Source organism: Pseudomonas sp. AC193 (genome assembly GCF_979258075.1).
The window spans coordinates 1,363,972-1,388,353 of the sequence record NZ_OZ409832.1 but is presented as its reverse complement, the minus strand read 5'-3'; the positions used below and the strand labels follow the sequence as shown (position 1 = coordinate 1,388,353).

At 62.0% G+C, this 24,382-nt stretch carries 12 protein-coding genes and 1 pseudogene; 7 read left to right on the top strand and 6 right to left on the bottom strand.

Annotated elements, in window-relative coordinates; translation table 11 throughout:
• The first annotated feature begins 158 nt into the window (after positions 1 to 158).
• From ACZZ0D_RS06465 to ACZZ0D_RS06450, 4 genes are all read left to right on the top strand, one after another.
• Complete coding sequence (locus ACZZ0D_RS06465; RefSeq protein ID WP_463552720.1) at positions 159 to 680, top strand: DUF3455 domain-containing protein; 522 nt, start codon at positions 159 to 161, stop codon at positions 678 to 680.
• A gap of 143 nt (positions 681 to 823) precedes the next feature.
• Complete coding sequence (locus tag ACZZ0D_RS06460) at positions 824 to 1,360, top strand: sigma-70 family RNA polymerase sigma factor (protein ID WP_463552719.1); 537 nt, start codon at positions 824 to 826, stop codon at positions 1,358 to 1,360.
• Positions 1,357 to 2,049: an anti-sigma factor gene (locus ACZZ0D_RS06455; protein WP_401239755.1), complete on the top strand. Its 693-nt coding sequence runs from the start codon at positions 1,357 to 1,359 to the stop codon at positions 2,047 to 2,049. Before ACZZ0D_RS06460 ends, ACZZ0D_RS06455 begins: the two co-directional genes overlap by 4 nt.
• A gap of 213 nt (positions 2,050 to 2,262) precedes the next feature.
• Complete coding sequence (locus ACZZ0D_RS06450; protein WP_463552718.1) at positions 2,263 to 2,703, top strand: hypothetical protein; 441 nt, start codon at positions 2,263 to 2,265, stop codon at positions 2,701 to 2,703.
• 70 nt (positions 2,704 to 2,773) lie between these two features.
• On the opposite strand, the gene ACZZ0D_RS06445 is transcribed toward ACZZ0D_RS06450, so the two are convergent.
• Positions 2,774 to 3,865, bottom strand: coding sequence for a DUF1615 domain-containing protein (locus ACZZ0D_RS06445; protein WP_282358975.1), 1,092 nt, complete (start codon positions 3,863 to 3,865; stop codon positions 2,774 to 2,776).
• Positions 3,866 to 4,136: 271 nt separating this feature from the next.
• Between ACZZ0D_RS06445 and ACZZ0D_RS06440 the strand changes: the two genes are divergently transcribed.
• A complete protein-coding gene (locus ACZZ0D_RS06440) occupies positions 4,137 to 6,341 on the top strand; it encodes a TonB-dependent receptor (protein WP_053121876.1) in 2,205 nt (734 codons plus the stop codon).
• 274 nt (positions 6,342 to 6,615) lie between these two features.
• Positions 6,616 to 8,151 (top strand): FAD-dependent monooxygenase, encoded by a 1,536-nt coding sequence (locus tag ACZZ0D_RS06435; protein ID WP_463552717.1) that lies wholly within the window; start codon positions 6,616 to 6,618, stop codon positions 8,149 to 8,151.
• Between the two features lie 125 nt (positions 8,152 to 8,276).
• Here ACZZ0D_RS06435 and hemB read toward each other — a convergent pair whose 3' ends face one another.
• Together hemB and ACZZ0D_RS06425 are read right to left on the bottom strand one after the other, a co-directional pair.
• The gene (gene hemB / locus ACZZ0D_RS06430; RefSeq protein WP_053121880.1) at positions 8,277 to 9,251 is read right to left on the bottom strand and encodes a porphobilinogen synthase; all 975 of its coding nucleotides are present in this window, start codon (positions 9,249 to 9,251) and stop codon (positions 8,277 to 8,279) included.
• A gap of 245 nt (positions 9,252 to 9,496) precedes the next feature.
• A complete protein-coding gene (locus ACZZ0D_RS06425) occupies positions 9,497 to 10,195 on the bottom strand; it encodes a glutathione binding-like protein (RefSeq protein WP_212545685.1) in 699 nt (232 codons plus the stop codon).
• Between the two features lie 341 nt (positions 10,196 to 10,536).
• Here ACZZ0D_RS06425 and ACZZ0D_RS06420 point away from each other — a divergent pair, with 341 nt between their 5' ends.
• Positions 10,537 to 11,211 (top strand): hypothetical protein, encoded by a 675-nt coding sequence (locus tag ACZZ0D_RS06420; RefSeq protein WP_053121884.1) that lies wholly within the window; start codon positions 10,537 to 10,539, stop codon positions 11,209 to 11,211.
• Between the two features lie 99 nt (positions 11,212 to 11,310).
• Here ACZZ0D_RS06420 and mnmH read toward each other — a convergent pair whose 3' ends face one another.
• From mnmH to ACZZ0D_RS06405, 3 genes and pseudogenes are all read right to left on the bottom strand, one after another.
• A complete protein-coding gene (mnmH, locus tag ACZZ0D_RS06415; RefSeq protein ID WP_463552716.1) occupies positions 11,311 to 12,426 on the bottom strand; it encodes a tRNA 2-selenouridine(34) synthase MnmH in 1,116 nt (371 codons plus the stop codon).
• On the bottom strand, positions 12,426 to 13,460 hold the full coding sequence (gene selD / locus ACZZ0D_RS06410) for a selenide, water dikinase SelD (protein ID WP_159815627.1): 1,035 nt from the start codon (positions 13,458 to 13,460) through the stop codon (positions 12,426 to 12,428). The genes mnmH and selD overlap by 1 nt, the downstream gene beginning before the upstream one ends.
• A gap of 289 nt (positions 13,461 to 13,749) precedes the next feature.
• Positions 13,750 to 24,274: pseudogene (locus ACZZ0D_RS06405) on the bottom strand (autotransporter-associated beta strand repeat-containing protein).
• Positions 24,275 to 24,382: the final 108 nt, after the last annotated feature.

Sequence of the window (24,382 nt, the reverse complement as noted above, 5' to 3'; positions counted from 1 at the left end):
TGCATTTGCAGCCTTTGGGTCTACCTCCCTGCCCAGTGGGGCTTCAGGGTGTTTGAAATTTATTTTTCAGGCCCTGCATCCAAACCGCTCCGCCACGGGTAGTCCCTGTAACAGCCCTCCTCGGCTGCCAGCGGTTTACCCTTTTCGGAGAACACCTGATGAACATCACCCAACTGATTGGCTTCACCGGTTTGCTCGCCGTCACCTCGACGACCTTCGCCCAAAGCAGTTATCCCGATGCGATCAAAGTCCCGGACGGCCACAAGATCGCCATGGAAACCACCGGGGTTGGCGAGATTACTTATGAATGCCGTGACAAACCCAACGCCGCCGGGCAGACCGAGTGGACGTTCGTTGGCCCGAAAGCGGTGCTCAATGATCGCAGCGGCAAGCAGGTCGGCACTTATTTCGGCCCGCCGGCTACGTGGCAGGCCAAGGACGGTTCAAAAGTCACCGGCACGCAACTGGCCGTAGCGCCGTCGACACCGGGGAATCTGCCTTATCAACTAGTCAAGGCCAATCCGGCTGAAGGTAAAGGCGCGATGAGTGGTGTGAGTTACATCCAGCGCGTTGCGCTCAAGGGCGGCGTGGCGCCGGGCAGCGAATGCACGACAGCAAACAAGGGCAAGCAGGAAGTGGTGAAGTATCAGGCCGATTACATCTTCTGGGCCGCCAACTGATCACATGCTTTTGTGGGAGCGGGCTTGCTCGCGAAGGCGTTGTATCAGTGAAGGGTGAGTTGACTGACACGACGCCTTCGCGAGCAAGCCCGCTCCCACAGGGATCTGTGGTGTTTTGGGGAATGTGAGCTAGATTGCACGACATGTCTTTAGCCGAATCCGCATTCGATTACCAAGCCCGCCTCGCCGCCTGTGCCCGGGGCGAGCGTGCGGCCCTGCGCGATTTGTATGTGCAGGAAGGCCCGCGTCTGCTCGGTGTGGCCAAGCGGCTGGTGCGTGATACGGCGCTGGCGGAGGACATCGTCCATGAGGCCTTTATCAAAATCTGGAACGGTGCGGCGGGTTTTGATCCGGCGCGCGGTTCGGCGCGCGGCTGGATGTTCAGCGTGACCCGCCATCTGGCGCTGAATCAGTTGCGCAATCAGGCGCGGGAAACGCCGTTCAACGACGACCATGAAATACCTGCGTACGACGAGGATGCGTTCGACGCCCACGCGCATTCGGCGCGCATTCACCGTTGCCTCGAACAACTGGAGCCGCAGCGCCGCCACTGCATCCTTCACGCCTACGTCGACGGCTACAGCCACGCGCAAATTGCCGCGCGCCTCGACACGCCGCTGGGCACCGTCAAAGCCTGGATCAAACGCAGCCTCACTGCGCTGCGGGAGTGCATGGGATGACCACTGAATCGGCGCAGGATCGCGATGAACTGGCCGGCGAATATGTGCTCGGCACCCTGTCGGCCGAGCAGCGCATCGAGGTGCAACAACGCCTGCAGCATGACGCCGATTTGCGCGCCGCCGTGGACGCCTGGGAGCGGCGTTTGCTGGAGTTGACGGATCTTGCTGAGCCGCAGCAACCCTCGGCGCAGTTGTGGCGGCGGATCGAACGCAGTGTGGATCGGCTGACGCAGACAGCGCCGGCGACGTCCTGGTGGAATCTGTTGCCGTTGTGGCGCGGGTTGAGTGCTGCCGGTCTGGCGGCGACGTTGGTGTTGGGCGCGATGCTGTTGACCCAGACCACGCCGAAGCCGAGTTATCTGGTGGTGCTGGTGGCGCCGCAGGACAAAGCGCCGGGCTGGGTGATTCAGGCGAGCGACTCGCGGGAGATTCAGTTGATTCCGCTGGGCGTGGTCGAAGTGCCGGCGGACAAGGCGCTGGAGTTCTGGACCAAGGCTGATGGTTGGCAGGGGCCGGTGTCGCTGGGCTTGGTCAAACCGGGCGAGGCGTTGCGGGTACCGCTGGATAAACTGCCGCCGCTGCAGCCGAATCAGTTGTTCGAGTTGACGCTGGAAGGCGCCAATGGTTCGCCGATCGGCAAACCGACCGGGCCGATTCAGGCGATTGGCCGCGCAGTAAAAGTCCTCTGAAGTCCCACGTAGGAGCTGCCGAAGGCTGCGATCTTTTGATTTTGCCCTTTCAAATCAAGATCAAAAGATCGCAGCCTTCGGCAGCTCCTACACGGGTGCGTTTCAACCATCATTGCTGTCGATGTTCACCATCACGTCAATGAAGTTCTCATAAAAAATCCGCGGCGTAACATCAGCTCCATACCAACCAACAACACCCCGGAGCACACCATCATGAAACGCCAAACTCTTCTCAGCATCGCTTTCTCGGTCTTCGCCGTTAACGCTTTCGCCGCTACCCCGGCCCACACGATGATCGCCGCCGACGGCTCGGATCGTCTGTACCAGAACGCTGTTGCGGCAGATGGTTCTGATCGCTTGCAAGGCAACACCGTCGCCGCTGATGGTTCGGATCGCCTGCAAGGCAACACCGTCGCCGCTGATGGCTCGGATCGTCTGCAAGGCAACACCGTTGCTGCCGATGGCTCGGATCGTCTGCAAGGCAACACCGTTGCCGCCGATGGTTCGGATCGTCTGCAAGGCAACACTGTCGCCGCTGATGGTTCCGATCGTCTGCAAGGCAACACCGTCGCCGCTGATGGCTCGGATCGTCTGCAGGGCAACACTGTCGCTGAAGGTGGTTCTGATCGTCTGCTTGAACGCCGCGCGGTCTGAATGACTCGCGTCATCGCAACAACCCAGAGAAACCCGGCTCCCGCAGCCGGGTTTTTTATGTCTGCTTGATTTAGCCGGCCTTGGCCATGCAGCGCTTGTAACGCTCGTCCACGCGTTTGGCGAACCACGCGGTGGTGAGTTTGCGGGTGATTTTCGGGCTCTGCAGGACGATCCCCGGCAACACCGCACGCGGCAGGGTTTTGCCTTCGGCTTTTTCCGCCAGTTCAAACACCCGTTGATAGAGTTTGGTCTCTTCGAACTCCAGTGTTTTGCCCTTCTCCAGTTGATCGCGAATGGTTGGGTTACGCATACCCAGCGATTTGCCGAGGGTGCGCACCGCCAGTTCGGTGCTGCCGGGCATGATCGAGTCGTAACGAATCAGGTCGCCGTCCAGCGCCAGCGGAATGCCCGAAGCGCGGCTCACCGCATTTTGAAACGCGGCGTTGCGACTCGCGTACCAACCGGCATTGAAATCGGCGAAGCGATACAGCGGCTCGCGGTAACTCACCGGGTAACCGAGTAAATGCGCGATGCCGAAATACATGCCGCCGCGACGGCTGAACACCTCGCGGCGAATCGTGCCGTCCACCGGGTACGGATAATCCTTGGCGTGTTGCTCGGCAAATTCGATGCTGACCTGCATCGGCCCGCCGGTGTGCACCGGGTTGAAGCCGCCGAACAGCGTGCGGCCCATGGGCACCCTGCCGATGAAGTCGTCGAAGATTGCGCTCAACTCCTTCTCGCTACGTGCGGCGTTGAGGCGTTCGCTGTAGGTCTTGCCATTGGTTGAATTCACCTGCAACGCGCCACTTACCAGCAGGCTGGGGATGTGCACTTTGCCGGCGCGACGATCGATTTCGTCGCGGGCGATTTTGCCCAGACCGGGTACGGTGGGGTCGGCCTGAAAGGTTGATTCCTGCTCGGCCACAGCCAGCACTGAACAGAGATTCTGCGTGGTCGGGCTGATGTTCTGCGCGGCGAAAGCGGCATAGATATCGGTGGCCCAGCCTTGGCGATCGGCGATTTTAGCGGGCATCAGCCGAACGATTTCGGCCTTCACTTCATTCGGCGCACGCGGTGCAGGTTCGTCGCTGCGCTGACTGGCGCAACCGGCCAGCACGAGCATGGCGGCGAGGGTGATCAGTAATCGAGGGGTGTGCATGGCGCTCCTTCCAGTCCGTTGAGCCGCGATCACCATACACAATCCGTGTAGGAGCTGCCGCAGGCTGCGATCTTTTGATTTTGATTTTAAAAAACCAGATCAAAAGATCGCAGCCTTCGGCAGCTCCTACGGGTGTTATGGGGAGTACTGACAAACTGATTGCAAAACGTTACTGAGAAAACCTATCATTTGCACCTGGAGTCGCATTTGCGCAAGGAGTTCCCGCGCCGCCCTAACTTTTCTCACCGGCCGTGCGCCTCCAGGTACAACAATGCCCGCTCCAGCCCGACTCGCCGTCCCGTTCCGCCCGACGTTGCTCGCCCTGCTGTGCTCCCTGACCGTTACCGCTCACGCCGCCGAAGCTGACAATAAAGAGCTGGTGCTCGACAACGTCAACATCAACGCCCAAGCCCCGACCCCCAACGCCCTGCCCCCGGTTTACAGCGGTGGTCAGGTCGCGCGTGGCGGTCAGCTCGGTGTGTTGGGCAATCAGGACATGATGGACGTGCCGTTCAGCGCTGCGTCCTACACCGAACAACTGATTCAGGATCAGCAAGCCGAAGACGTCGCCGACGTGCTGCTCAACGATTCGTCGGTACGTCAGGCGTCGGGTTTTTCCAACCAGTCGCAGGTGTTCATGATTCGTGGCCTGCCGCTGAATGGCGACGACATTTCCTATAACGGCCTCTACGGCGTGCTGCCGCGGCAGATCATTTCCACCGACGCCCTGGAGCGTGTGGAAGTGTTCAAAGGCCCGAACGCCTTTATCAACGGCGTGACCCCGACCGGTTCTGGCATCGGCGGTGGCGTAAACCTGCAACCAAAACGCGCCGGCGACGAGCCGCTGCGTCGCTTCACCACCGACATCAACAGCGAAGGTCGCGTCGGTCAGCACTTCGACATCGGCCAGCGTTTCGGTGAAGACAACCGCTTCGGCGCGCGGATCAACCTGTCGCAGCGTGAAGGCGATACCGGCATTGATCACGAAAACCAGCGCTCGAAACTGTTCGCCATCGGCCTCGATTATCGCGGCGATGCCCTGCGCCTGTCCGGCGACTTCGCCTACCAGAAAGAGCGCGTCAACGGTGGCCGCAACTCGGTCAACCTCGGCACTGCCACACACATTCCGGATGCGCCATCGGCTGACACCAACTATGCGCCGAAGTGGGGCTACACCGACATCGAAGACACCTTCGGCATGCTCCGCGCCGAATACGATCTGAACGATAACTGGACTGCCTACGCTGCCGGCGGCGCCAAGCACACCCGCGAAGTCGGGCGCTACAACTCGACCACGCTGGTTGGCAACAACGGTGCTTCGTTCACCACCGGCTCGTTCATCCCCCACGACGAAGACAACACCAGCGTCATGGCTGGCCTCAACGGCAAATTCGACACTGGCGCGGTCAGCCACAAGCTCAACTTCGGCCTGACCGGCATTTGGACAGAACAACGCAGCGCCTACGATTTCGACCTGACCAAATACGCCAACAACATCTATCACCCGGTGCAAACACCATCGCCGGTCGGCAACTTCTCTGGTGGCGACAACAGCGATCCGGGCATCACCGGCAAGACCTTCAACCGCAGTATCGCGCTGTCCGACACCCTCGGTTTCTTCGATGATCGCCTGCTGATCACCGCTGGCCTGCGTCGTCAGCAATTGGTCGTGCAGGGTTACAGTTACGCCAGCTACGGCAGCGGCCCGCGCTCTTCGAGCTACGACGAATCGATCACCACGCCGGTTTACGGCATCGTGTTCAAACCGTGGGATCACGTGTCGTTCTACGCCAACCACATCGAAGGTCTCGCCCAGGGCCCGACTTCGCCGACCAGCAGCGGCGGCTTCCGCGTGACCAACGGCAACGAGGTTTACGCACCGGCTCGCTCCAAGCAGACCGAGGCTGGGGTGAAAGTCGACATGGGCACGTATGGCGCGAGCCTGGGTGTTTACCGTATCGAGCAACCGAGCGACGGTTACTGCGAGATCGACAGTGCGACCACTTGCACCTACGTGCGTGAGGGCGAGCAGGTCAACAAAGGCGTGGAAATGAACGTCTTCGGCGAACCGATCAGCGGTCTGCGTTTGATCAGCGGCCTGACCTTGATGGACACCGAACTGAAAAACACCCAGAACGGCGCCAACGACGGCAACCGTGCGATTGGCGTGCCGACGTTCCAGTTCAACGCCGGCGCGGATTGGGATGTGCCGGGCCTGCAAGGTGTCGCGCTGAATGCGCGGATGCTGCGTACCGGTGGGCAGTATGCGGATGCGGCGAACAACCTGAGCCTGCCGACGTGGAACCGTTTCGATGCGGGCGCGCGGTATGCGTTCAAGGTGTCGGAGAAGGACGTGACGTTGCGTCTGGGTGTAGAGAACCTGGCGAACAAGAAGTACTGGGAATCGGCTCAGGGCGGTTACCTGACGCAGGGTGAACCGCGTGTGGCGAAGTTGTCGGGGACGATTGATTTCTAAGTCTGAAAAGCCCCTCACCCTAGCCCTCTCCCGGAGGGAGAGGGGACTGACCGCGGTGTTTGTGCGAGGTACGGCGACCTGAAATATTGAGTCGAACTCAGGTTTTGAGTAACACACAAATCGGCTCCCTCTCCCTCAGGAGAGGGCTGGGGTGAGGGGCCCGGATCTACGCCACGCAACAGCCCCCAAGCCGAACACCGACCATCTGACTAATCCACTGGCCACCCTCTCCTTCTGATCCATACTTGCTGCACCCCATGCAGAGGACTCTCTCATGCACCGCAGCGACGTATTGATCACCGGCGCCGGCCCCACCGGTCTGGTGCTGGCCCTGTGGCTGAGCAAACTCGGCGTACGCGTGCGCATCATCGACAAGACCTCCGCCCCCGGCACCACATCGCGGGCGCTGGCAGTGCAGGCGCGAACACTTGAGTTGTACCGGCAACTGGATCTCTCCGACACCATCGTGCGCAACGGCCATCGGGTCGCGGCGGCGAATTTCTGGGTCAGTGGCAAACCGGTCGCGAAGCTGCCGCTGAACCGTATCGGCGAGGGCCTGACGCCCTACGCATTCGTCGAAATCTTCCCGCAGGATCAACACGAAAAACTGCTGATCGAACGCCTCGAAGACTACGGCGTCACCGTCGAGCGCAACACCACGCTGGAGAGTTTCACTGAGAACGGCGATGGTCTCACTGCGCATTTACGCCTGTCCGATGGCGAGCAGGAGATCTGTCAGGCCTGTTATCTGGCCGGTTGCGATGGCGCCCGTTCGGTGGTGCGCAAAGCCCTCGACGCCGGTTTCCCCGGCGGTACTTATCAGCAGATTTTCTACGTCGCGGATGTGCAGGCCAGCGGCCCGGCGATGAATGGCGAGTTGCATATCGATCTCGACGAGGCGGATTTTCTCGCGGTCTTCCCACTGGCCGGCGAAGGCCGCGCGCGGTTGATCGGCACCGTGCGCGATGAGCGGGCGCAACGGGCGGAGACGCTGGAGTTTTCCGACGTCAGCAGCCGCGCCATCGAACACCTGAACGTCCATGTTGAAGATGTCCACTGGTTCTCCACGTATCGCGTGCATCACCGGGTCGCCGAGCACTTTCGCGGTGGTCGGGCGTTTCTGCTCGGCGATGCCGCGCACGTGCACAGCCCCGCTGGCGGGCAAGGCATGAACACCGGCATCGGCGATGCGATCAATCTGGCGTGGAAACTGGCGGCGGTGCTCAGCGGCGCGGCCACGCAGGAGTTGCTCGACACTTACGAAACCGAACGCATCGCCTTCGCCCGCAAACTGGTGTCGACGACCGATAAAGTTTTCAGTTTCGTCACCGCCGAGGGACGTCTCGCCGACCTGCTGCGCACGCGGCTGGCACCGTTTGTGATTCCGAAAATGGCCTCATTCGAGGCCAGTCGCGAATTCCTCTTTCGCACGGTTTCACAAGTCACTCTCAACTATCGCGCCATGCCGCTGAGCCAAGGCGTGGCCGGCCACGTGCACGGCGGCGATCGCTTGCCGTGGGCGCATGATGGTGAGGGGGATAATTACGACCCGTTGCGCCAGCCGTGCTGGCAGGTGCATGTGTACGGCGACACCAGCGACGAGATGATCGCCTGGTGCAATGAACATCATCTGCCGCTGCATGTATTCGACTGGCGACCGGCGTTTGAAACGGCGGGACTGGGGCGCAACGGCTTTTACCTGCTGCGCCCGGATACCTATGTGGCGATTGCCGATAACAGCGCGGATCCGAAAGTGATTGAGCGCTACTTCCGCGATCACGGCATCCGGCCCTACTTCAACTGCCCCTGACCCAGCACAAATCAAATGTGGGAGCGGGCTTGCTCGCGAAAGCGCTGTCTCAGCACTCGATGTGCTGACTGACACGACGCCTTCGCGAGCAAGCCCGCTCCTACAGTTTTGATTAGCGCTGTTGCTTAGATCCCGGCCAGGGCCAGGTCCATCGCGAAGTAGGTGAAGATCAGATCCGCACCGGCACGCTTGATCGCGCCCAGGCTTTCGCGCACCACACGATCCTCATCAATCGCCCCTGCCTGCGCGCCAAACTTGATCATCGCGTACTCGCCGCTGACCTGATACGCCGACAACGGCAGGTTCGAGGCTTCGCGGATGTCGCGGATGATGTCCAGGTACGCACCGGCCGGTTTGACCATCAGTGCGTCGGCACCTTCCTGCTCATCGAGCAACGACTCACGCAGTGCTTCGCGGCGGTTCATCGGGTTCATCTGATAGCTTTTGCGGTCGCCCTTCAGCGCGCTGCCACCGGCCTCGCGGAACGGGCCGTACAGCGCCGAAGCGAATTTGGTCGAATAGGCCATGATCGGAATCTGGGTGAAGCCGGCCGCGTCCAGCGCCTGACGAATCGCCCGCACCTGACCGTCCATCGCCGCCGATGGCGCGATCACATCAGCGCCAGCGCTGGCCGCGGCCACGGCTTGCTTGCCGAGGTTGATCAGGGTCTGGTCGTTGTCGACTTCATGGTTGTGCATCACGCCGCAGTGGCCGTGATCGGTGTATTCGCAGAAGCAAGTGTCGGACATCACGATCATGTCCGGCACAGCGTCTTTGGCGATGCGCGACATGCGCGAAACCAGACCGTCTTCACGCCAGGTGTCGCTGCCGTTGCCGTCCAGATGATGCGACACACCAAAGGTCATCACCGATTTGATGCCGGCGCGCGCATAGCGCTCGATCTCGCTGGCCAGTTTGCGCTCGGGAATGCGCATGACGCCGGGCATGCTTTTGATCGGCACGAAGTCGTCGATTTCTTCCTCGACGAAGATCGGCAGCACCAGGTCGTTCAGGCTGAATTCGGTTTCCTGGAACAGACTGCGCAGGCTCGCATTGCGGCGCAGACGGCGGGGACGTGCTTCGGGGAACTGACTGGACATGGGGCCTTTCCTGAAAAAACGGCAGATGAGACGAAAGTCGTAGGGGGCGAAGCTTATGCCTTGCGGAGGGTGAGGTACAAACCTGGATCAATCAAGAGAGCGTTACCGGGTACGCAATAATCCTCGAGGACACAGCAAATCCCCTGTAGGAGTGAGCCTGCTCGCGATAGCGGTGTATCAGTCAATAGTAATGTCGACTGATACACCGCTATCGCGAGCAGGCTCACTCCTACAAGGGGGTAGTGTCAGGAGGGGATGGTCAGGCCGCGGACGACGGCCGGGCGGGCGAGGAATTTCTCCAGCACGCGCGTGACGTTCGGGAAGTTCTGAATGCCCACCAGATCTCCGGCTTCATAAAACCCGATCAAGTTACGCACCCACGGGAACGTGGCGATGTCAGCGATGGTGTAGCGCTCGCCCATGATCCAGTCGCGGCCTTCGAGCCGGCCGTTGAGCACGTTAAGCAGACGCTTGCTCTCTTCGACATAACGATCGCGCGGACGCTTGTCCTCGTAATCCTTGCCGGCGAATTTATTGAAGAAACCAAGCTGACCGAACATCGGCCCGATACCGCCCATCTGGAACATCAGCCACTGGATGGTCTCGTAGCGCAGCGCGCCTTCCTGGGCCAACAGCTGGCCACTCTTGTCGGCGAGATAGATCAGGATCGCGCCGGATTCGAACAATGGCAGTGGCTCGCCTTGCGGGCCGTGAGGGTCGAGGATCGCCGGGATTTTGTTGTTCGGGCTCAGCGACAGGAACTCGGGGGACATCTGATCCTGCGTGTCGAAACCCACGCGGTGCGGCTCGTAAGGCAGGCCGATCTCTTCGAGCATGATCGAGACTTTTACGCCGTTGGGGGTCGGAAGGGAGTAGAGCTGAATCCAGTCAGGGTACTGCGCCGGCCATTTCTGGGTGATCGGGAACGCGGACAGATCGGTCATGGGAAGCATCCAGTCACAAATTGAAACCCGATATTAATGTAGGAGCTGCCGAAGGCTGCGATCTTTTGATCTTGAGCCTTCAAACAGGATCTAAAGATCGCAGCCTGCGGCAGCTCCTACATCAACCGTAACATTCTGTCGTTAACCTTCCACCTAGCCATTCGTGGTTGCCGTTAGAGTGCTGCGCACTCGAGAAAATCGAACCAAATCGGGTTCAGAGGACTCTGAGCTAAGCCTTTCGCAATGGAAGCGCACCATGACATGGAACACACCCGGCGCTGGAAGCCCGCGGTGTAAAGGTTTGTCAGCCTCAATCGCACACGCTGAAGAACCCTTTACTCATGACGAACCTTATGCGTTTCGCCAAACATTTCAAACATCGCGCCTACATGATCCTGCCGTCCCTGATGGCGGTCAGTGCGCTGTTCCTGTCGCTTGAATCCAGTGAAAGTCGCGCGCAACCGGCGGACGGTACGCAGACCCTGGTGTTCCTGCGCCACGCGGAAAAACCCGAGGGTGGTCTCGGCCAGCTTAATTGCCAGGGCCTGAACCGCGCCATCGATCTGTCGACCCTGCTCCCGGAAAAATTCGGCAAGGCCGATTACGTATTCGCCGCCAATCCGACGCGCAATGTCGAAGAAGGCGAGCTGGACAACTCTTACAGCTACATTCGCCCGCTGATGACCATCAGCCCGGCGGCGATCAAACTCGGTCTGCCGGTGAACATCGAGTTTTCCGCCAATGACACCAGCGATCTGGCCCGCGAATTGACTGCCGACAAGTATCACAACTCGACGATCTACACGGCTTGGTCACACGGTTATTTGCCGGAACTGATCAATAAAGTCGCGGGCAACGCGGTGGGCGGTAAGCAAAGCATCACCGATGACTGGTCGGGCGACGATTTCGATTCGTTGTATGTACTGACGTTGACCTGGCACAACGGTAAGGCCAGTTTGCAGAGCCATAGCTACAAGCAGGGGCTGGATCATGGCAAGGAAACCTGTCCGACCTGAGTCATTTGTTGTCTGACCCGGCCTCATCGCGAGCAGGCTCACTCCTACAGTTGAAATGCGTTCCCCCTGTAGGAGTGAGCCTGCTCGCGATGAGGCCAGTCAATTCAACATCAATCCTTTCTGACTCACCCGCCCCCGCAAATACTCAATCACCGCCCCGCTCTCACCGGCAAACTCGATCCGCCCGCCCTTCTTCTCGCGCTGAAACACATACATCGGGTCGTAATATTCGCGCAGCATCCCCTCGATCCAGGCGCGATGCAGATCCACCGACCCGCTACGCCCCTGCTCGATCAGCGCCTCCTCCATCAACACCAGCAAGCGCCGATGCCGCTCGCCACCGAGACGCTTCTGCACGTTGTTCAGGCTTTCCAGCAGCCGCTCCGAGAACAAGGTAAAACCCTCCTCCCCGTGCACCGCCACAAATTCCGCCGACAGATCCACCACGTAATCGCGCAGGATCCGCTCGACACGATCTTCAAAACTGTCTTCCAGCCAGACCATCGGGTACTGCTGCATGCCCTGATACAGCGGCAGCGGCAAAGCACAACTGCCGACCACCCGGCTCTCATCCTCGAGCACGAACTGCTCGATCCCGGCAGCACGCTTCTTGAGGATGTCGATGGCCAGACGGTTTTCAAAATCGATGTTCGATGGCTGCCCGGTGGCGCGTTTGCCGAAACTCGAACCGCGATGATTGGCGTGGCCCTCCAGATCGAGACCATTGCGCAACTGCAGCAACACTTCGGTTTTACCGGTGCCGGTCATGCCGCCCAGCAAGACGAAATCGCACTGCGCGATAGCTTGCTCAGTGGTGTCGATGAGGAAGTTGCGCATTGCCTTGTAGCCACCGCCGACGCGCGGATAGTCGATGCCCGCCTCATCATGCAGCCACTGCTGAGTGATCTGCGAACGCAGGCCACCGCGAAAACAATAGATATACCCTTCAGGATGGGCCCGGGCGAAATCGGCCCAGGCCTGGATGCGCTCGGCCTTCACCGCACCGGACACCAATTGATGGCCCAACTCGATGGCCGCCTGCTGGCCGTGTTGCTTGTAGCAGGTGCCGATCTTCTGCCGTTCGAGGTCGTTCATCAGCGGCAAATTGATCACGCCGGGAAACGCGCCTTTGTGAAACTCGACCGGCGCGCGGGCATCCATCAGCGGCCGGTCGTTGAGGAAAATATCGTGATAGTCGGTGCAGTCGCGGAGCATCAAATCACCTCGACTGCGTTCGTCTGTCGCTCAACCAGTTCGCCGATCGGCGCCAGGTTCAGACCCAATTCGGCGGCGACGGCGAGGAACTCGTCATTGCCTTCAGGCGTCACGGCAATCAATAGACCGCCGCTGGTTTGCGGATCGCACAGTACGCGTTTGTGGAGCTCCTGCACGCGGCCAACCTTGCTTGAATAGCTGTCGAAATTGCGCAACGTGCCACCGGGTACGCAGCCCTGATCGAGGTAGTACTCGACGCTGTCCAGACGCGGCACCTTGTCGTAGGCGATGCGCGCCGTGAGCTGGCTGCCGTCAGCCATTTCAACCAGGTGGCCGAGCAGGCCGAAACCGGTGACGTCGGTCATCGCCGTGACGCCGGCGAGTTTGCCGAAGCGGCTGCCGGGTTTGTTCAAGGTGCACATCCAGTCACGGGCCACGCCGACATCAGCAGCGCGCAATTTGCCCTTCTTTTCGGCGGTGGTGAGGATGCCGATGCCCAGCGGTTTGGTCAGGTACAACAGGCAACCGGCGGTGGCGGTGTCGTTGCGCTTCATGTGGCGTTTTTCCACCAGACCGGTGACGGCGAGGCCGAAGATCGGCTCTGGCGCATCGATCGAATGCCCGCCCGCCAACGGAATCCCCGCCGCGTCGCACACCGAGCGGCCGCCACGAATCACTTCGCGCGCGACTTCCGGCGCCAGCACATTGACCGGCCAGCCGAGGATCGCAATCGCCATCAATGGATCGCCGCCCATCGCGTAGATGTCGCTGATCGCGTTGGTCGCGGCAATGCGGCCGAAATCGAACGGGTCGTCGACGATCGGCATGAAAAAGTCGGTGGTCGACACCACACCGCGCTCGGCATCGATCTCATACACCGCCGCGTCATCACGCGAGGCATTGCCGACCCACAGTTTCGGATCAAGGTTCTGCGCACCGCTGCCGGCGAGAATCACCTCCAGCACCTGCGGGGAAATCTTGCAGCCGCAACCGGCACCGTGGCTGTATTGGGTCAGACGAATCGGCTCGCTCATGTGGGAATCTCTGGCAGTGAATGGGGCGGATTCTAGCAGAGCGCGGGGCCGCAGATTTTTGCGGTGTCTGTGAGGGCCTCTGTGGCGAGGGGATTTATCCCCGCTGGCCTGCGCAGCAGGCCCAAATCCAGACAACCAAATTTTTCTGACACACCGATGTGAATGGTTTTGGGGCTGCTTCGCAACCCAACGGGGATAAATCCCCTCGCCACAGGGGTACGACCTGACCCTTGTGGCGAACCAAAAAAAACCGCCCTTTCGGGCGGTTAAATAGGTGCTTCAACCCTAATCAGAAACCCAGACTAAAGCTCACCGTCATCGCATGGTCATTGTTGTCATTCGACAGTTGCCCCGAATAACCAATGCCCAGTTTGCCGGTCGGGCTGATCTGGAAGTCGACGCCCGCTTCGACGATCGCGCTGTCCTTGGCGATCGGCACGCCTTGGGTGCTGAACGAGGCGCCGCCGTCGATGAAGGTCAGGTCGGCGTCGGGTTTGGTGTCGCCGAAGGCATGGCGCCAGCCGATGGCCGCGCGCGGGGTGAATTGTCCGCCGTTGGCCAGGGTGATGACTTTGCCGGCGCGCAGGCCGAGGGTGGAGAAGGTGATGTCCTGATCGGCTTCCGCCTTCAGACGCCCTACCCCGCCTTTTTCCTTGGCCTTGTCGCTGTCGTAGTTGACGTACGCCAGACCGGCGAACGGCTCCAGCGCGATGCCGGCCGCTTCGACGGTGTAACCGACTTCACCGAACACCTGCGCAGTGCGTGCGTCGTAATTGGCTTCCAGACGATCGTTGTAGCTGCCGACGCTGACGTCGCGTTTGGTCTCGATGTCGTGCCAGCTGTACGCCGCGCCGAGGCGCACCGCCAGTGCATCGAACTGCGAGTTGAGGTACGCCGCCAGGTGGTAGCTTTCGACGGTGGCATCCGAGCGACGATCATGCGCATCGAGGTCGCTGCGGGTGTAACCGGCCGCCATGCCCACGCGCCACGCATCGTCGAGTTGCTTGTCGGTGCCGAGCATGAAGCCGCTGAGGTTGCGATCGAGGCTGGCGCTGTTGCTGTCGCCATCCGATTCACCCCAGGCGCCGAGTGCGCGCGCCCAGCCGACCATTTCGCCGTGGCAACCGTTGCTGCTCAGTTGGTTGTCACTTGGCGCCAGCGCGCGGCGTGGATCATCCGCAGCGCTGCACGACGGTTGGCGCATGCGGTCGTTGACCGCCTCGCGCACGTAACGTGAATCCTCAAGCATCGCGCTGGCGGTGCTGGCATGAATCTCCCCGGACAGACTGTCGAAGGCATTGCGCGCACCGGCCACGCTGAGGTTGATGATCTGGTTCTGCAACTCGGCGCCGGCCGGGCCATTGTTGTCCAGCGCGGTGGCGGTACGACTCTGGTTGCCGGTGGCAGCGACATCGGCAAACGAGTTGCCGTTGCGGCTGACCGCCAGGTTCACCGCATTGGCGTCATACACCAGCGCGGTGCTGAGGAAGGCGTATTGCGGCAGATCCGCTGCGCTGAAGGTGCCAGTGACACCGCCGCCCGCCGTGATCAGCGTGTAAGTGGTGGCGCCCGTGAACGGCGCCAATGCTGTCACTTGCAGACCACCGTCCAGTGCCGCCGTGCCGCCGACAGCCAACGGCGTGGCGGTTGGCGAGTTGACCGTCAGGGCCAGCACACCGTCTGCGGCGTTGGTCAGGTTGCCGGCAACACTCAGATTGCCCGCCTCGCCGCCCGACGCCACCACACCGTGGTTGACGACCGAGCCGACACTGCCGTTGCCGCTCAACCCTGCACCATTGGCCACCGTCACCTGCCCGCCCAGCGAACCGCGAGAAGAACGGGTACCGACTTGCAGGACGCCTTGATCCACAGACACCGTGCCGCTGAAGGGTTGATCACCGGTCAACAACAGCGTGCCGTCACCACGCTTGGCAATCGATCCGGTGCCGCTGAGCGTACCGTTGAAAGCGCCATTAACATTCTGTTGGAACACCAGGGCAGCGTTGTCGAGGATGTTGCCTTGCAGGCTGGTGGTGTTACCGATCAGCGTACCGCCGCTGACGGTGGTGCCACCGCTGTAAGTATTCGCGCCACTGAGAATCAACGTGCCGGAATCCAGTTTCTCGATACCTCCGGTGCCCACCAGTGGCACGGCGATTTCGGTACTCGCCCCGGCATTCACCCGCACCGGTGCGAGGCTGCCGTCAGCACCGTTGACCGGGGTCAGCGTGCCGCCCGCACCCGGTGTCAGGTTGTAGCCGTTGGCAAGGAACTGAATGCCGGTGAATTGCTGATTGCCGACCACGGTGACCGTGCCACCCGTGCCGCCAAACACCGCGAATTGACCGGTCGAACCTTGCGCCTCAGTACCGGTCGGGTCAGTCCAGTTGGTGTCCGGGCCCCACACGCCGCTGCCGCCACCGATGGTGCCGTCCGGATTGGTTTTGCCGCCGTTCCAGAACTGCACTTCACCCGGGGCGTTTTGCACCAGCAGGTTAATCTGGTTGGCAATCGCGGTTTGCAGCGTCAGGTTATCCAGTGGAACCGGCAAGCTGCCATAGACCAGACCGTTGTCGGTCAGGCTGCCGCCGTAGCTGAACAGTTGATAGACGCCAGTGCCGAAGCCACCGGCGTTGCTGATGTTCAGCGTACCGTCGAGGGTCAGGTTGCCGGCGACGTTGACCACGGTGGTGGAACTCGCCGCCGAACCCAGGCTGAAGTCCAGGTTAGTGCCCGAGGACAAGGTCAGCGCGCCGACCGACAATGGCGCCGCTGCGCCGCCACCGAGCAATGTTGCGCCGTCGGCCAGTTGCACGTTGCCAGCGAGCGTGCCGCTGCCGCCAACACTGGCACCGCTGGCCACCGCGACGTTGGCGCTGTTGAGCACGCCGTTGACGCTCAGGTTGCCCGCCTGCACCGAGGTGTTGCCGGTGAAGCCGTTGTTGCCGGTCAGGAGCAATTGGCCGGTGCCGGTTTTGTTCAGAGTGCCGGTGCCGGTGAGGTTGCCGGTGTAGCTGCCATCGGCGTTTTGTTGGAAGGTCAGCGTCGCGTTGTTGACGATCGCGCCTTGCAGGCTGCTGGTGTCGCCGAAGGTGTTGCCGCCGTTCAACGTGGTGCCGCCGCTGTAAGTGTTGGCGCCGCTGAGCGTCAGATCAGCCGTGCCGTTTTTCAGCAGACTGCCGGTGCCGGTGATCGCGCCGAGCAGCGTGGTGTCCTGGTTACCGGCCAGGGTCAGTTGCGCACCGAGGTTGATCGCGTTGGCCAGTTGCAGCGCCGAGGTGCTGTCGAGATTGCCGTTGCCGGTCACACTCAAGGCACCGCTGCTGATGGCGCTGTTATTGCCCAGCACCAGCGAACCGTCGGCGAGTTGCGTGCCACCGCTGTAAGTGTTGTTGCCGTTGAGGGTCAGGCTCGAAGTGCCAGACTTGATCAGACTGCCGCTGCCGCTGACATCACCGTCGAGGGTCAAGGCGTTAGAGCCAGCGATGTTCAAGCCACCGTTGAGCAGCACATCGTTGGCGAGGCTGATGTCCGCGTTGCTGTCCAGCGCGGTGCCGTCGGCGGTGGTCAATACGCCCGTGCCGAGCGCTGCGTCGTTGCCCACGACGATCTTGCCGCCGTTAAGCGCCGTGCCGCCGGTGTAACCGTTGGCCGCGTTGAGCACCAATGTCCCGGTGTCGTATTTACCCAACGTGCCGGCGCCGTTAAGCGCCACGCCGATGGTCGCGGTGGCGTTCGGGTCAACACGCACAGTGGCGTTGCCCAAGGAGCCGTTGACCAGGTTCAGCGAACCGGCCGTGCCGTTCTGCAGGCTGTAGCCGTCGGTGACAAATTGCAGCCCGGTGACGGTTTGCGCGCCGTTGACCGTGACCGTGCCCGCCGCGCCCTGGAATACTGCGAAGTTGCTGGCTCAGGCCTGATTGGTCGTGCCGTTGACGTCCGTCCAGTTGGTGGTGCCAGTGCCCCAAGTACCGCTGCCTCCTTCGACCGAACCGTTGGCAATCAATTGATTACCGTCCCAGAACTGCACGGTGACGCCCGGCGCGGTCACCAGCAGATTGATCTGATTGGCCAGCGCAGTTTGCAGGGTCAAATCGCCGGGAGTGACGCTGCCCGGCACGGTGCCGATCAGCATGCCGTTGTCGGTCAGGCCGCCGGTGTAGTCGATCAGGCGATACACGCCGCTGCCAAAACCACCGATGTCGCTGACGTTGAGGGTGCCGTCGAGGGTCAGGTTGCCGCCGACATTGACCAGCGCATTGCCGCCGCCGGAGACCGGTGTGCCGAGGCCAACGTCGAAGTTGGAGTTGTCGTTGAGCACCAGCGAGTCGACCGACAAGGTGCTGCCGGTAACGCCTGCCAGATGACCGCCATCCGCCACGGTCACGGCACCGATCAAGGTGCCGCTGCCCCCGAGGGTGCCGCCGTTGCTGACCAGCACATTGCCGCTGGCCAGCGAACCGTCGACCTGCAAGGTACCGGCGTTGACGTTGGTGTCGCCGGTCAGGTCGCTGATGCCGCTGAGGGTCAACGTGCCGGTGCCGAGTTTGCTCAGCCCGCCATCACCGCTGAGAATGCCGGCGAAGGTGCTGCTGACGTTGTTGCCGCCGAGGCTCAGCGTATTGCCGGTGCCGATCAGCGCAGTACCGCTGCCGGTGAGGCTGGCGAGGCTGCCCGAGGCGCCAAGATTCAGCGCCGCGCCACCCGCGAGATTGACCGTGGCGTTGTTGCCCAGCGCCGCACCACTCAGCGTGGTCAGGCTGCCGGATGCCACATCGAAGGTGCCGCTGAAGGTGTTGTTGCCGCTCAAAGTCACGTCGGCCAGACCGTTTTTGGTCAGCGTGCCGGCGCCGGCAATCACGCCGCCGAGGGTCAGGTTGTTGTTACCGGCCAGCGCCAGATTCGCGTTGACGTTGAGGTTGTTGGCCAGTACCAGTGGCGCCGAGTTGTCGAGCGTCGAGGCACCGGCCACGGTCAGCGCGCCGCTGCCCAGAGATCCGCCGGTACCAAGGGTCAGCGTACCGGCGTTCAGCGTGGTGCCGCCGCTGAAGGTGTTGATGCCGTTGAGGGTCAGGTTCGACGCGCCGTCCTTGATCAGTCCGCCCGCGCCGCTGACCACACCCGCCAGCGTCAGGTTGTTGCTGCCGGTATTACTCAGGTTGGCGTTGAGCACAACGTTATTGCCCAGGCTCAGCGCGCTGTTGCTGTCCAGCGCCGAGGCACCGGCGACGGTGAGGTTGCCCAGACCCAGCGCCGAGTTGCTGCCGGCGGTCAGGGTACCGGCGTTGAGGGTGGTGCCGCCGAGGAAGTTGTTGTTGCCGCTGAGGGTCAGGTTCGACGCGCCGTTTTTACTCAGGCTGCCCGCGCCGTTGACCGTGCCGGCCAAGGTCAGATCCGCCGTGCCGACGATGCCGAGATTGCCGGCCAGGTTGACCGCGTTGTTCAGCGACACTGCCGTGCTCGCATCCAGCGTGGTACCGCCCGCCGCATTCAAAGTGCCCGAACCGAGCGCCGAGTTCGACGCCAGAATCAGCCCGCCAGCGTTAAGCGCTACCGGCCCGAGAAAGGCGTTATTGCCGCCAAGGGTCAGGTTCGCTGTGCCGGTTTTGATCAGGCCGCCAGTGCCGCCAATCACGCCATTGAGGGTCAACGCATTGCTGCCAACCACGGTGAGGTTGCCATTCAGTGTCGCAGCGTTGGCCAGCGTCACGGCTGCGTTGCTGTCCAGTTGCGTGCCGGCATTCGCCGTCAATGTACCGGTGCCCAGCGCGGTGTTGCTGCCGACGATAATTTTGCCGCCATCGAGTTGAGTGCCACCGGTATAAGTGTTGGCACCGCCCAGCACCAGCGTGCCGGCGTCGAGTTTATTGAGGATGCCGCTGCCGTCGATATTGGCATTGATGGTCGCCGTCACACCCGGATCAACGCGCAACGAAGTGGTGCCACCGGTGCCGTTGACCGCTGTGAGTTGCCCCGCCGCACCATTGACCACGTTGTAGCCATCGGTGAGGAATTGCATGCCGGTGAACGCTTGCGTGCCGTTGACCGTAACGGTGCCAGCGGTGCCCTGGAACACCGCGAAGTCGCCGGCCCACGGCTGGTTGACCAAGCCATTGGCGTCGGTCCAGTTGGTGCCGACCGCATTCCACGTGCCGCTGCCACCGTCGACCACACCGTTGGCGATGGTCTGACTGCCGTCCCAGTAGCGGATATTGGAATTCGGCGCCGACACCTGAATATTGATCTGATTGGCCACGCCAGTCTGCACCAGCAGATCACCGAGGCCGTAACCGACCGGCACGCTGGCGATATCCAGACCGAGGTTGGTCAGGGCACCGGTGTAGTTGAACAGGCGATACACACCAACGCCAAAACCGCCGGCATCGGTGACGTTGAGATTGCCGTCGAGGGTGAGGTTGCCGCCGACGTTCATCAGTGAAGTGGTCGACGGCGTGCCCAACGCCACATCGACATTGCTGCCGGCAGCGAGGGTCAGCGCACCGGCGGACAGTTGATTGCCCGACGACAACGCGAGATGGCCGCCGCTATTGACGTTGACGCTACCAAGCGCCGAACCGGTGCCGGTGAGGGTACCGCCGGTGTTGACGTTGACCTGTGCACTGCCCAGCGAACCGCTGAGATCGACGATGCCGCCATCGATCGCGGTGTTACCGGTGATGCCGTTGATGCCGGTGAGGTTCAAGGTGCCGGTGCCGACTTTGACCAGGCCGCCGCTGCCGCTGAGATCGCCGTCAAAGGTGCTGGTGACGTTGCCGCCGCCGACGGTCAGGGTGTTGCTGCCGGTCAGTTGCACACTGCCGCTGCCGGTCAGCGCACCGAGGCTGGCGTTGCTGCCCAGATTCAGCCCGGCGCCGGCGCTGATGTTGACGCCGGAGGCGTTGCCCAGCGCGTTGGCATTGAGCGTGGTGACGCTGCCGGAGACGATATTCAGCGCACCAGTAAAGGTGTTGCTTCCAGCGAGGGTCAGATCCGACAGACCGTTTTTGGTCAGACTGCCGGCGCCGTCGATGATGCCGTTCAAGCTCAAATCATTGTTGCCGGCGACTGTCAGCCCGGCGTTCAACGTGATCGCGTTACCGATGCCGAACGAGGCGCTGTTATCCAACGTCGCCGCGCCACCGACAATCAACGCGCCACTGCCCAGACCGTTGGCATTGCCCAGGGTCAGCGTGCCGCCATTCAGAGTGGTGCCGCCGCTGAAGGTGTTGTTGCCGTTGACGGTCAGATTGGCCGTACCGTTCTTGATCAGTTGGCCGGTGCCACTGGTGACGCCGCCGAGGGTCAGGTTCTGCGTGCCGCCAATCGTCAGCGCAGCATTCAAAGCAACCGCGTTGTTGAGGCTGACCAGCGGGGAGTTGCTGTCCAGCGTTGCCGCGCCAGCGACAGTCAATGCTCCGGAACCGAGCGCCAAACTGTTGCCGACGGTCAGGGTGCCGGCGTTCAGCGTGGTGCCGCCGAGGTAGTTGTTGGCGGCGTTGAGAATCAGATTGGCCGCGCCGTCTTTCACCAGACTGCCGGCGCCGCTGACCAGACCGGTCAGGGTCATATTCGCCGTGCCGCCGATGTTCAAGGCACCGGCGAGTCCCACGGCATTGTTCAGGCTGACCGCCGTGTTGGCGTCCAGCATGGTGTTGGCCGCCGCGTTCAACGTGCCGGAGCCCAGCGCGGTGTTGCTGCCGACGGTCAGTTTGCCGGTGTTCAACGCCGTGTTGCCAAAATAAGTGTTGGCGCCGTTGAGGGTCAGGTCGGCAGCGCCGTTCTTGGTCAGTCCACCGATACCGGCGACTACGCCGCCGAGGGTCAGCGCATTGCTGCCACCCAAGGTCAGAGTGCCGCCGAGGTTGACGTTATTGGTCAGCGTTGCTGCAGTGCTGGCATCCAGGGTGGTGCCGTTCGAGGCGTTGAGTGTGCCGGTGCCGAGGGCGGTACTGGAACCGACAATCAGTGAACCGGCATTCAGCGCGGTGGTGCCGGTGTAGGTATTGTTGCCGGTGAGGGTCAGGCTCGATGCGCCGGTTTTGATCAGCCCGTTGCCGCCACTGATCACCCCGCCGAGGGTCAGCGCATTGGCGCCGCCAGCGGTGAGGTTGGCGTTGAGAATCACGTTGTTGTTCAGGGTCACGGCGGAGCTGCTGTTGAGCGTGCCCGCACCTTCCACCGACAACGCGCCGGTACCCAGTGCTGCGCCGTTGCCGACCGTCAGGCTGCCGGCATTCAGCGTGGTGCCGCCGCTGTAGGTGTTGACGCCGCTGAGCGTGAGATTGGCCGCGCCGTTTTTCACCAGTTGACTGGCGCCGCTGATTACCCCGCCGAGGGTCAGCGCGTTGCTGCCGCCAATGCCCAGGCTGTTGTTGAGAATGACCGCGTTGTTGAGTGTCACAGCGGCATTGCTGTCGAGGGTGGCCACGCCACCGACGGTGATGTTGCCGCTGCCGAGCGCCGCGTTGGCGCCCGCGGTGATCGTGCCCGCGTTCAACGCGATCGCGCCGAGGAAGGTGTTGGTGCCGTTGAGAATCAGGTTGGCCGCGCCGTTTTTGGTCAGCCCGCCACTGCCGCTGACGATGCCGCCGAGGGTCAGGTTGGCGCTGCCGCCGACGTTCAGATTGCCGCCGAGGGAAACTGCGTTGGTCAGTGCGACCGCCGTGCTGGCATCCAGCGTAGTGCCCGCTGCGGTGGTCAATGCGCCGGTGCCCAGCGCGGTGTTGGAGCCGACAATCAATGTGCCGGCGTTGAGCGCAGTGCCGCCGGAGAAGGTGTTGTTGCCGCTGAGGCTGAGGTTGGCGGTGCCGTTCTTGATCAGGTTGCCGGCGCCACTGACGATGCCGCTCAAGCCTAATGCCTGGGTGCCGCCGATGGTCACGCCGCCTGCCAGGGCGACGGCATTGGCCAGTGTCACCGCCGCGGTCGCATCCAGCACAGTGCCCGCCGCCGCGTTCAGGGCGCCGGTGCCCAGCGCGGTGTTGCTGCCAACGAACAGGCTGCCGGCATTGAGCAGCGTGTTGCCGCTGTTGGTGTTGTTGCCGCTCAGGGTCAGGCTGGCGCTGCCGGATTTGGTGATGCCGCCGGTTCCGCTCAACACGCCGCCGAGGGTCAAGGCATTGCTGCCGAGCACGTTGAGCGCGCCGGTCATGCCGATGTTATTGGCCAGCGTGACGTTGGCGGTGCTGTCGAGACTGGTGCCGGCGGCAGTGTTCAGCGCGCCGCTGCCCAGCGAGTTGTTGTTGGTCACCAGCAGGCTGCCGGCGCTGAGGGTGGTGGTGCCGGTGAAACCAGCGTTGGCGCCGCTGAGGGTCAGGCTGCCGGTGCCGGTTTTGGACAAGCCGCTGCTGCCGCTGATCAAACCGCCGAGGGTCAGTGCGCCGGTACCGCCAGCGGTCAAGGTGCCGCCGAGGCTGATGGCGTTGGCCAGGCTGATAGTGCCCGGAGCGCTCAGGGTCGTCGCACCGGTCACATTGAGGGTGCCGGTGCTGAATGCCTGATTGTTGGTGACCTGTACCGTGCCGCCATTGAGCGTGGTGTTGCCCAGATAGGTGTTGGCAGCGCCGAGATTCAACTGGCTGGCGTCGATTTTGGTCAGGCCACCACTACCGGAAATCACCCCGCTCAACGTGGTCGCGTTAGTGCCTTGCACCGTCACGCCGCCGGCGCCGAGGGAGATCAGATTGCTGATGTTCAACCCGGCATTGCTGGCCTGCAGAATCCCGCCATTGGAGGTGATCACACCGCTGCCGAAGGTGGCGTTGTTGTTGAAATTCGCGACACCGCCATTGAGCGTGGTCGCGCCGCTGACCAGAGGCCCCTGCAAGGTTCCAGGTGCCGCTGTTGAGGGTCAGGTTGTTGAAGTTGACGTAGGTCGCGCTGGACGCCGTGCCAGTCTCGGCGATACCGCCGCCGACGCCGCCAGTATTTTGCAGGATCAGGCTGTTAGTACCGCCCGCGCCGCCATCGACCGTGCCGGTCGGGGCGAAGGTCAGGTTGATGCCGATCAAACCGCCGAGGCCGACGCTGATCTGCACGCCGTCACCGACGTTGACGCTGGAGCCGGTCACCGCCGTGAAGGTGTTGGTGCTCGCCGCGCCCATCGACACGCCGCCGGAAATCGCACCGGCGTTGGTGAAGGTGTTGCCCGCCGCCGAGGTCTCGAACGCGATCCGGCCGTTGATGACGCCGATGCTGCTGTTGGTCATGTTGACTTGCGAACCACCATAGACGCCGATCACCGGGGTATCCGCCAACGTGATGCCGCCGATCGAGAGTCCGGTCGAGGTGATGGTGCCGTTGTTGGTGATGCTGGTGGTGCCCGCTGCTGCGTTATTAACCGAAAGGGCCAAGCCGTCGATGCTCGTCAGGTTCAGCCCCAGCACCATCCCCGTGCCACGCATGATCGCGCCAGCATTGTTGAGCACGCTGACCGTGCTGGTAGCGCCGCTGCCGATGAATGCCCCGCCACTCAAAACCGACACCAGACCGAGCACTGCCGGATCCATGATGCCGGCGTTGTTCAGAGTGATGTCGACCCCCGTCAGATCCATGACATGCCCGCCAAGGGTCGCATTCATCTGCGCGCCGCTGTTGACGTTGACCGTCAGATTGTTAGTGGCACTGGCGAAGTCGTTGGGAACCAGTGGCAATGGCGGCACACCCGTACACGTCACGATTGAACCGGCCGTGGAGCACGTGGCCAGCGCGGGTGCGCTGACGCCGCCGAACAACAGTCCGGCGACGCTCAAATGCACAGCAAGGGAAAGAGGGGAAAAACGCGAGACGAGGGCGACACCAAACCTTGCTTCCACGGGCAACTCCTTGTATGGCCAGATTCTTCCTTGACGGCGTGGACAAGCAGCGGCTTATTCGACACGCGAATCAAGACTGCGACGGTCATTACAAAACCGTTCTATTCC